The 10144-nt window shown below is 42.9% G+C and carries 8 protein-coding genes and 1 tRNA gene; 4 read left to right on the plus strand and 5 right to left on the minus strand.

Going from position 1 to position 10144, the window contains the following annotated elements; genetic code table 11:
• Positions 1-180 precede the first annotated feature (180 nt).
• On the plus strand, positions 181-672 hold the full coding sequence (locus tag QXD64_08680; protein ID MEM3397382.1) for a hypothetical protein: 492 nt from the start codon (positions 181-183) through the stop codon (positions 670-672).
• Here the strand turns inward: QXD64_08680 and QXD64_08685 are convergent.
• Both QXD64_08685 and QXD64_08690 read right to left on the minus strand, forming a co-directional pair.
• The gene (locus QXD64_08685) at positions 669-1274 is read right to left on the minus strand and encodes a class I SAM-dependent methyltransferase (GenBank protein MEM3397383.1); all 606 of its coding nucleotides are present in this window, start codon (positions 1272-1274) and stop codon (positions 669-671) included. The genes QXD64_08680 and QXD64_08685 overlap by 4 nt on opposite strands.
• A gap of 1 nt (position 1275) precedes the next feature.
• Entirely contained in the window at positions 1276-2226 is a 951-nt protein-coding gene (locus tag QXD64_08690; protein MEM3397384.1) for a Gfo/Idh/MocA family oxidoreductase, read from the minus strand.
• A 122-nt stretch (positions 2227-2348) separates the two neighbouring features.
• On the opposite strand from QXD64_08690, the gene QXD64_08695 reads away from it, so the two are divergent.
• Complete coding sequence (locus QXD64_08695; GenBank protein MEM3397385.1) at positions 2349-7202, plus strand: kelch repeat-containing protein; 4854 nt, start codon at positions 2349-2351, stop codon at positions 7200-7202.
• A gap of 328 nt (positions 7203-7530) precedes the next feature.
• On the opposite strand, the gene QXD64_08700 is transcribed toward QXD64_08695, so the two are convergent.
• Positions 7531-7602: transfer RNA gene (locus QXD64_08700), tRNA-Thr, on the minus strand.
• A 66-nt stretch (positions 7603-7668) separates the two neighbouring features.
• On the opposite strand from QXD64_08700, the gene QXD64_08705 reads away from it, so the two are divergent.
• Complete coding sequence (locus tag QXD64_08705; protein MEM3397386.1) at positions 7669-7950, plus strand: PRC-barrel domain-containing protein; 282 nt, start codon at positions 7669-7671, stop codon at positions 7948-7950.
• Positions 7951-7953: 3 nt separating this feature from the next.
• A complete protein-coding gene (locus QXD64_08710; protein ID MEM3397387.1) occupies positions 7954-8193 on the plus strand; it encodes an Lrp/AsnC ligand binding domain-containing protein in 240 nt (79 codons plus the stop codon).
• A 3-nt stretch (positions 8194-8196) separates the two neighbouring features.
• Here QXD64_08710 and QXD64_08715 read toward each other — a convergent pair whose 3' ends face one another.
• Positions 8197-9819 carry a hypothetical protein gene (locus tag QXD64_08715; protein ID MEM3397388.1) on the minus strand — a complete coding sequence of 541 codons (1623 nt, stop codon included), beginning with the start codon at positions 9817-9819 and terminating at the stop codon, positions 8197-8199.
• A 58-nt stretch (positions 9820-9877) separates the two neighbouring features.
• Positions 9878-10006 (minus strand): hypothetical protein, encoded by a 129-nt coding sequence (locus tag QXD64_08720; GenBank protein ID MEM3397389.1) that lies wholly within the window; start codon positions 10004-10006, stop codon positions 9878-9880.
• Positions 10007-10144: the final 138 nt, after the last annotated feature.

Raw genomic sequence — 10144 nt, forward strand, 5'->3', positions numbered from 1 at the left:
AATATCAAAGGGATTAATAAAACTTTCGGTGCGCTCATGGAAAATTGCATACTGGCAAGACGGATTTACTCCTGAGGTATCAAAATCTCATTGTGCCTATTACACAATCTTTGGGAAGTTAGTGAGGTACTGGGATTGAAAAAGCAAATGTAGATATACCACACATCCATATGGTTATGCATGTATGAGCCACCCGGGGGAGTGGTATTAAGACCGCAGAGAAGACCACTTCAGAGAAAATACACATCTCCCCATCATGTAATCTCCCCATATAAAGGTCCACCGCCCAGATTACTCCTTCCGAAATTCATGCTTGCAATTTTCCTGGCCATAGGCCTTATTGCCTGTGGTGCTGCAGTTTACCTGATATACGACAGCCGAATTGAGCTTGGAAGAATCGAATGTGATGTTAAGGAAATGCGAATTGGGAAGGATTATCTGATAAATGTCACCTGCTATGATTTCAAGAACAGGCCATTGAAGGAAGTAAGGGTACACATTGAAGGCGCCAGTATTGACGAAACCAAAATAAGTGATGAAAATGGCAAAGTCCAGTTTAATGTTACTCCCCTTCTTCCAATGAATGTGCACAACGACATTGTGCGGATCTCTGCTTTCCATCCCCAGAAGCCAGAGATTGTGTGCACTACATCAATTGCAGTCCATGATTAGCTCTTTTTGACACAGCGAGCACGGAGGGAACACCTTAGACCATAGCTTCTCTGCATCCTGTGATGCCAAATCTCCACCTCAAATAAATCTGAGAGAAACTCAATTAGCTTCTTTTCCTCAAAATAAGTGGTGAGCACACCTCCACGCATATAGGTATTTTCATACACTTTTTTTCCTCTTCCGTTTCTGAAGTCCTCCACGCAGAATACCTCACACAAAAACAGGCCATTTTCCTTCAAAACCCTGGACACCTCAGAAACCACAGCCATTATGTCTGTCTCAGTTTCCATGGCATCAAGCAAATGAATTCCAATGACAGCATCAAAACTCCCATCTAGAAATTGCAGTCTTCTTGCATCTCCTTGTTCCACAGTTGGTTCAATACCGAGCATCATAGCATTCTGGGATAAAAGCTCCAGTGCTTCTGGTGAAATGTCAATGCCAGTAACTAAAATTCCGTGTTTTCTCAGAGCCAGATAAGTTTTTCCATTCCCGCATCCGATTTCAAGCACGCGCATTTTCGGGTGAAGGAACGCAAGAAGCCAGTTCACATCTGCAAGGCCACCAAATCTTAACCCACTTCTGTATGCCTTTTCCCACATGTTACCGCAATCTTACAAGGGCGCCAGTGTTCGCAGCGTGTCTGGCTGCGAGATATGCTTCCATTGCTCTTACAGATTCATAGCCAGTTATTAGAGGACGCACGCCCTTTGTCAATGCATCTACAAAGTTCCTAGCAATCAGCTTTACAGGGTTCTCCTTTTGTATCTCGTACTTCTCCTTTTTTAGCTCATCTGGAAGCTCGAGTTCTCTATCAACATCTGAGGAAACGGATAAGACCTTAAAAACATCTTGGTTCTTGTAATCCACAAGGAGAGATGCTGCCTCACAGTTGATGAAAAGTTCTTCAATAGATGTAGCACTTTGACAGCCTAAGTGCATAACTCCAGCTACATCATTAATGAAATGGAGTGAAGCGGTAGCAATCCTTCCGTATTGGGCAACAATGACTGAGATTCTCCCTATATCTACACCAGCAATGAATCTGAATACATCGAGTTCCTCAGGTGCAAAAGCATCTAGAGCATCAGGGAATCTACCTGGTGTGAGTATTGTCGAATGAATGGAGAGCAACCTGCCCGTTTCTCCAGCATCGATGAGTTCCTTCGCTTTCAACACTGCAGGGTTGAATCGTTTCAGATGAGCAACTGAGAGCAGAACACCTTGGTATTCTGCTAAATTGCAGATTCTTATTGCAGTTTCAAGGTTGTCTGTGAGTGGGGCATCCACCAGTGCATGTCGGCCATCTGAAATTATTTCCTGGAGCACGCGGTATCTAATCGTTGGTGGAACCAAAACTAGAGCAGCATCAAAGTTCACTTCTCGCAAAGCATCTCTGTATGTGGGATAAACAGGTAAATGATAGGTCTCTACAAACTTTCTTGCATAATCAAAGTCATTTTCAACAATGGCTACAACCTCTGCCATCTCTTTAAAAACCTGATAGTATTGCTCTGCTTTTGGAGGTGTGCCCACGATGCATATTTTAAGCATGCCCAAGGGCGATTATATAATGGGTAGATAACCTTTTTTGTTGATATTTGTTTTGTTCACACGAGGAAAAACCTTTCAGCAACCCATATAAACCCGATTGTCTATCTTGTTGCAGTGAAACCATGAGAATGATTCGAGGGCTTTGGATGATTGCTGTGTGTCTCCTTCTTATGCTGCCTTCTTCCAAGATGGCAGGTGGAGAGACCACAATTATCTGGGATACTAATACAGATTTTGCTCAGGGCACCCTTGTGAATCTGAGCATTTCTGGTAGTGGAAGTAGTGCAGGTGTTAAAATGGGACTGGTGGATGCCTGGGCAAAGGTGAATTTTTCGCTTCAGCCAGCCGCAAGGCAAGGTGCGGCTCTTGCATTCGCCGCTCAGGTTTTCGTTGCCTTTGGAGGAAACAACGGGAACACCTTTTTCAACGATACATGGGTGTTTACGAACGGTGAATGGACAAAGAAATCAGGTGTTAATGCTCCTCCACCACGGGCATTCTCGGCAATTGCCTACTCTCCATCAGATGGAATGGTTTATGTGTTTGGTGGAAGAAACGGGACCACGGTGTTTGATGACTTCTGGGCTTACAACATCTCTGCAGACATCTGGACAAAAATTACCACTTCTCCAGCCCCGACACAGAGGTATGGTGCAACCCTCACCTACCATCAAAGCAGTGGCAAGCTCCTGCTGTTTGGTGGCAACAATTCCACTGTGCTTTTGAACGACCTCTGGGAATTCAACCCTCAAACGAAAACATGGGTGAATAGAAACCCACTTACTCCTCCCTCTATCAGGTACTTCCATGCAACTGCCTATGCAGAAACCAATGCCAAACTCTATCTTTTCGGCGGTCTGGGAAATACGGGCTCTCTTTCTGACTTTTATGAATACAACTATACCGCGAATCGCTGGACATTGCTTACCTCAGTACCGCAGGCAAGATATGGACATATCATGGCTTATTTATCAGGTAATCTAATAGTTGCTGGTGGCACAAATGGGGCTTCGATTTTCTCAGATACCTGGAGATTTTCTCTATCCACAACCACATGGCAACAACTCACACTCACAAGCCAGATTTTTGCTGTGGCATTCTCTGGCATCGCCTCCTCACAGTCCCAGGTACTTGTCCTCGGTGGTTTTAACGGGGGCGAGCAATCTCTGAACCAGTTCTTTCCTTCCTACACTACAGGCACATTTACAACACAATCTGTTGATACACTGAGACAGGGAACAACGAACTTTTATCTCAAGTGGGCTCCACCTCTGCAGGAACATGGAAACATTAAATGTCAGGTAGCTTTAAACAATGACAATGCCACATGGAATTTTGTTGGACCGGATGGAACGCCAAGCACATTCTATGAAAATGGATACGGTCAGCCAGTAAGTGGGAGCGGGCGATACATCAAAGTAAGAGTTTACTTTCAGCCGGAAAATGGGATTTTCTCCCCATGGCTTGATGCTCTCTCTATATCCTTCAATCGTCCCCCGGACAAACCAGTGGCAAAAACACCTTCTGGGATCCAGCAGAATTCTACACTTACCTTCACCTGGCAGTTCAACGACTTAGACAACGATTTTCAAAGTGCTTTCCGTATTCAGGTGAGTCAGAATCCCAGCTTTAATCCAGTTTTTCTTGACACAGGGGTTATACAGTCCTCTGCCCAGTTATGGACAAGTACGAGCATTCCTGATGGCACATTTTACTGGCGTGTGGCTACAAGGGATTCTGAGGGTTTGTGGAGCGGTTATAGTGATGCCATCCAATTTACCATTGATACCACACCTCCATCTGGAACTATAACTATAAATTCTGGTGCCCAATACACAAACACCATTGCAGTTTCGCTCTCCCTTACTTACACCGATGCTGGTACTGGCGTGAGCAAGATGTGTTTCTCAAACGATGGCGTTGTATGGTCTGCCTGGGAAGCACCAGTGGCTCAGAAGGGTTGGACCCTTGATGCAGGCGATGGAACAAAGTATGTTTATATGAAATTATTGGATAACGCAGGCAATGCATTTATTTGCTCTGATACAATCGTGCTGGACACAGTGCCGCCCATGTGCAGCCTTACAATAAACAATAACACAGATTTTACAAATACAGAGAATGTCTGGCTACAGGTTTCGGCTACAGATGCAACCTCTGGTATTGATGTGGTACGCTTCTCTAACGATGGAATTACATGGAGTAACTGGCAGTCCATTGCCCAGAGCATGCCGTGGACGCTTACCAGTGGAGATGGTCAAAAGCAAGTTTATGCACAGGTGAGGGATAAGAGCAGTCTAACAGCAACATGTTCAGATACAATTTACCTTGACAAGAGCCCACCACCCACGCCTGCATTTTATCAAGAACCTCGATATACACCGGGCTACGCAAATACTGTATCATGGAATCCTGTTAGTGATGCAATTTCTGGAGGTGTCGCTTACAATGTAGAATGTTCCAGCACTCCTACATTCTCGTGGGTGGCAAGTTCTGGATGGATCTACTCAACTTCCTACACATTTACAGGGCTCAGTGATGGTTATACATACTATTATCGTGTCCGTGCCCGTGATGCCCTCGGTAACACTGGTTCATACTCTGCAATTGTAAATTCCACACAGGATGCAACAGGTCCTATTATAACCCAGACATCTCCGATGCCTCCAGCATACTTCAATTCTGAGAACATCGTGCTCTCATGGAGAGCAGTGGATTACATCTCAGGGCTCTCTGGTTGGTATCACATTCAAATTTCAACAGACCAAAACTTTTTGGTATCTACTGTGGATACCTACATTGCTGGCTCAACAGGGAATTCGGACACAATTTACCATGCGCCCATGCTTTCTGATGGCAAATACTACTGGCGTGTGCAAGCAGAGGACAATGCAGGGAACTGGGGCCAGTATTCCCAGATTGCCACATTTGAAGTGGATTCAGGTGTGCCAAAAATTGTCTGTAACCAGTATGTTTATGGCTGGTATTCCGCAAGCCCTGGTAGTGTAATTGATGTGGACTTTTATGCTGATGGAAACGCACCCCTTAGCGTTGCAAAATGGCGAAAGGCAAATGGGAACTGGCATGTGCTCTTTCAGGGGGCCTTTTCTGAATATACCCAGAACTGGGCAGTAAGTTGGAATGAGATGGAAGAGGGTTCCAATCAAATTTTCATTGAGGTAGAGGATGCTGCAGGGAACAAGGAGAATGCGATTGTGTATTTCCTGAAGGACACTATTGCTCCTGAAGCATGCGTAAGTGTGGATGGCACTGAGGGAGAAAATGGATGGTACATTTCCATTGTGAGTGTGAAGATTGCTGCCAGCGACAACATGTCAGGGATTTCAAAGATAATGTATAGAGTTTTTGATGGGGCAATCTGGACACCTGAACAGGAGTATGTAGCACCCCTGAAGTTTAACAGTAGTGGTGTTTACACGATTGAATATTACAGTGTGGACAATGCCGGTAATTTTGGGTTGCGGAGTATCTTAGATATAAAGCTAGACCTTGCATCACCATTTACCTCGTGTGATGCCCATAACGGATGGTATTCTATGCTTCCAGTCACATTAAATCTAACTGGTTGGGACAAACATTCAGGCATTCTTGGAATTTACTATTCTCTTAACGAGAGTAACTACACATTTGTGAATGGTTCAGTTGCGGAATTGAAAATTGAGACAGAGGGCGTCCATAAGATTGCATTTTTTGCAGTGGATGCTGCCGGGAACATGGAGATGGAAAAGAGAATTGAAGTGAAAGTGGATACTACACCACCAACAACTAAGCTATTCTGTGACCATAGCAATACCGATGCCGTAATCTCCCTCATTGCCAATGACACAATTTCAGGTGTTGTCCAGACATTCTTCTGGGTATTCAACAACACAACAGGAGTGCCGATGCTGCATTTTTCTGGAATTTACAATGGCTCCTTTAATCTTAGTGAAGGAATTTGGTGGGTTCTGTTTTACAGCAAAGATGCAGCAGAAAACCAGGAAGCAGTGCAAAACTGCACTCTGATTTTGGACTGGCACGAACCATCTGTTGAAATTTATCTTAATAACAACTCCACAACGACAAATAGTCCTCAAGTCCTGATTTCAATAAACGCAATGGATAACATGAAAATTGAGGGGATTTCATTCAGTAATGATGGATTTAACTGGACTGCAGCCGAGGAATTCATCTCAGAGAAAATTTGGGTAATTGAGAATGGAGAGGGTTGGCACACAATTTATTGTAAAGTGGTTGACATTGGAGGCAATATCAACATCACGAAAAGGAGTATTTATCTGGACACAATCCCACCTGCGATTTACGATTTTACTGTTGAGCCAGTTTTTGCAGGGAATGCAAGAACACTGCTTAAATGGTATGTTTCAGAGCCAGTTAGAGCTACACTTTCGTTTTCCTCGGATGGAGAAAATTTTGAGGTAATAGCGGAGAACATCACAACAACAGAACTTCCATGGGTAGTGCCAGCAGTTAATTCTAATAATTGCGTTCTTCGCCTAGAGGTTTGGGATGCAGCCAATAACTCAGCGATAAAGTATTCTAATTGGTTTGGAATAGATGCACTGAGCCCCGAGGTTGAATGTTTCTCACCAGAAGTTGCTGAGCCAAGCACATGGATAGAAATAAGGTTTAAAGAGGACATGGACAAGGACTCGGTGGAAAAAAGTTTCGTGATTCAGCCATATGTTGCTGGTAAATTTTACTGGCTTGACAATAGAACCTTGGTTTTTGTCCCAGATGGCAAACTGGAAGAAGGAGCAACTTACAAGATTATCCTTAGAAATGAAGCAAAGGATATTGCAGGAAACCACATAAGCCAGCGCGTGTTTTTTATGCATGTAAAATCCTATCTGTTGTACTATGTTCTTGGAATTGGACTGATGGTGGCAATAATAACTACTGGGCTTTACCTGTATTTGAGGCGAAGAAAGAAAAGAAAAGCAAGAGTGTTTTAGAGATTTGGTGTTTATGTCGATGTTTGTTTGTACTATCAATGGCCCTCCTGAACGCCTGCAGGAGAGAGCAACTCATCCGTAGATTTGAAATCTGCGAGCTTAAAACAATTTCTTTCGTTCTTTTTATCTTACTACTTTTCCATTGACTAATTTGGGCCTTATGGGCATGTTGATCACCTACAGGCGCCATAAGGTCCACTGATTTTTTCTTTTCCTCACCAAACTTCGTGAACTGTTATATCAGGCGTCTTGGTGTTCACGATGTGTGGTGATAATACACCATGGTAAGTTCGCAAGAAGAATAAAACAATGTGAGTTTCAAAAACAAAGCCACTGGAGGGGATCGAACCCTCGGCCTACTGATTACGAATCAGTTGCTCTACCGCTGAGCTACAGTGGCACCTCAAGCAAAAAGTATAAAATAAACCTTGTTTATATGCCTTATGGGATTAACATGCTGTTGGAAATGACAGATATAATCGGGCTGCCCGTTTACACGCCAGATGGAATTCTGCTTGGAAATGTGAACAATGTGGTAGTAGATGTAGAGGGTGCTAAAATTGATGGTTTGTTTCTTGCGGAGACAAACCCAGTGCTTGTGAAGGGCTCAAGAGGTGTTGCATTTCCCTACAGGTGGGTACAGGCAATTGGCGATGTGATAATTCTGAAGTACTTCCCAAAGAAGATTAGCTTTGTTGAGAAAGGGAAGAACAAGGAAGAGGAAGAAGAGGAAGAAGAGGAAGATTGAAGAATGCTGGCATATCTTCTGATAAAAACAACGCCAAAATCAGAACACAAGCTGCCTGCGATGCTGAGTAGTATTAAGAATGTAAAGGATATCTACGAAGTTTACGGAAAATACGACATTGTGGTGAAGATAGAAGCTAAAAATATAAAAGAACTCCAGAAAATTGTGTTTGAGAAGGTTAAGAAATTGCCTGGCCTTCAATCCTGCACAGTATGTCAGGTCTGCCAGATAGGTAAATTTTAAACTTTACCACCTTTTTAACCTTGTCATGCAGTAGGGACATGCTACCCATTCTGGCATCACATTTTTATTGCAACTTGGACATCTAGTTTGGATTTGGGGCGCAGGTTCTTGTGCTTTTTTAAACACGGCTTCCCAGTTTCCATGCTTCAACACGGCAACTGGCTTGTCATACTGCTCTGCCTTGTCTCCTGAAGATAATTCAAATACAGCATCCTCTACAAATTCTCTGCCCTCAAAATTCCAGTATTTAAATTTTACATTTATCTTCTGCATGCCAGAAAAAAGGGGCTTGATTCCAATAACCTGTTTTACAAGTTCACCCGTGAGCAATAAAGGTAATGGCTTAATTTTCATAAGAATATTCTGAGAGTATTCTACACGCAAATCAGCGCAATGTGCATTCCCAGTATTCATAATGTAGAGAAGCACCTTTGTCCAATCGTTTATTCTGAAATTTTCGTTTGTAACTGCAAGCATGCTCAGACGTGGCTTGCTTTGGTTTCGCTGCATATGGATGCTTTTTTCAAGGTTTTCGAGCATTCTGAGACATGTGCCATAATCCCCTGCTGCAAATCTGCTGATTGCCTGCTTCAGAAGATTCTCTGCATCACCAAGCTTATATCCATATCCTCTCAGTACTTCAAAGCGCTTAGTGGCTGCATTTATATGATACTGAATAGATTGAAAATTGTCGAATTTTATAATCTTATCTTTGGAATAAACAAATGCATGCTCTCCCGTAGGTGAGACCAGGACGCCATCCACTCCTACAGAAAGGGTGCTTTGCCAGAATATTCCCTCATTGTGAAAAGCCGAAATTTTTCCGTTTCTAGAAGCGCCGCTCACGATACCAAGATTATCTGAAGCATCAAAGTACTGAAGTTCGTTTCCGTACACGAATTTCTGGGTTGGTGTAAATTCGCGAGTATAAAAATGAATTTCATGTGGAAAACATATAAGGAGTTTTGTGCCATCTGTAGAAATTTTTGCAAATTTTATCCTAGCTCCAAATCTGGGGTCATTGAGGACATTTCCTTTTGCATCCATGAGAAACACTCTGTCATCAAGTGTGGAGACGAGTATGTGTTCCGAGGCACTTGCAAGGGAGAGATTTGTGATTTTTGAGTTGAACATCCTAGCAAAGCATATTTTTCCACTTGCATCGTAGAGAGTGAGCAAATTCCCAGAATCTACACATGCAAGATGATAGCCAGCATTGTCTAGTTTTATCTTTACACCACTTACAGGAAGGGTCTGACTCCACACGAGTTTCAATTTTGAATCAAGCAAATAAACAAACCTTCCACAGAGCACTGCAATTTTTGAAGAATCTGTCGAGATATAGATGCTTGTAGCAGGTACTGGGAGTTTTCCCTCATAGAGAAGGCTTAATGTTTCACTGTACATTCTGATAATAGCATCTTGTGTTGCAACGATCACAAAATTTCCATCAGGTGAGAGATTAAACAAAAATCTGCCTGAAATTGGAAGTTTGTATATGCCACCTTTATCTGTCTGGGCAATGTTTAGCGCTGAGCCATCAGAAAAACACACTTTTTTTCCATCTTTCGAAATCTTTATCCTCTCTATTGTGCCTCCGTACTCCCAGGTTACTACAGGATTCATGAGAACCGAGGGAAGAATATCATGAAAGTATTTAAGGGCATTTCTCAGCGTGCTTGGTCTATTTCTTTTTCTCTTTCTTCTCCTTCTTTGCGACCCTCCAACCGTTCCAGTACCATTCCTCTCCAGCCATCTGACATCCTCCTACATTAATGTAGGATTTAGTGGTATATAAGGTTTCCTTGGTCATTTCCGTGGTATTCACTAACTTCCCAAGTTTTGAGTAATATGTATTTCCAGCTCATTAAGCAGTTTTCTCGTGGATTTTGTCACTTCATTCACAAAGTTCTGCTCCCCTACGGTCACAACATAAACTTTGGATAACTCC

It is taken from the genome of Thermoplasmata archaeon (assembly GCA_038874435.1).
Classification (GTDB): Archaea; Thermoplasmatota; Thermoplasmata; order Lutacidiplasmatales; family SKW197; genus SKW197.

What these genes read in the sequence shown, in the direction of transcription:
- QXD64_08720 (MEM3397389.1), bottom strand. Translation starts at nt 10,006, where the DNA reads ATGACCAAGGAAACCTTATATACCACTAAATCCTACATTAATGTAGGA.
- QXD64_08705 (MEM3397386.1), top strand. Translation starts at nt 7,669, where the DNA reads ATGACAGATATAATCGGGCTGCCCGTTTACACGCCAGATGGAATTCTG.
- QXD64_08715 (MEM3397388.1), bottom strand. Translation starts at nt 9,819, where the DNA reads ATGAATCCTGTAGTAACCTGGGAGTACGGAGGCACAATAGAGAGGATA.
- QXD64_08685 (MEM3397383.1), bottom strand. Translation starts at nt 1,274, where the DNA reads ATGTGGGAAAAGGCATACAGAAGTGGGTTAAGATTTGGTGGCCTTGCA.
- QXD64_08690 (MEM3397384.1), bottom strand. Translation starts at nt 2,226, where the DNA reads ATGCTTAAAATATGCATCGTGGGCACACCTCCAAAAGCAGAGCAATAC.
- QXD64_08695 (MEM3397385.1), top strand. Translation starts at nt 2,349, where the DNA reads ATGAGAATGATTCGAGGGCTTTGGATGATTGCTGTGTGTCTCCTTCTT.
- QXD64_08680 (MEM3397382.1), top strand. Translation starts at nt 181, where the DNA reads ATGTATGAGCCACCCGGGGGAGTGGTATTAAGACCGCAGAGAAGACCA.
- QXD64_08710 (MEM3397387.1), top strand. Translation starts at nt 7,954, where the DNA reads ATGCTGGCATATCTTCTGATAAAAACAACGCCAAAATCAGAACACAAG.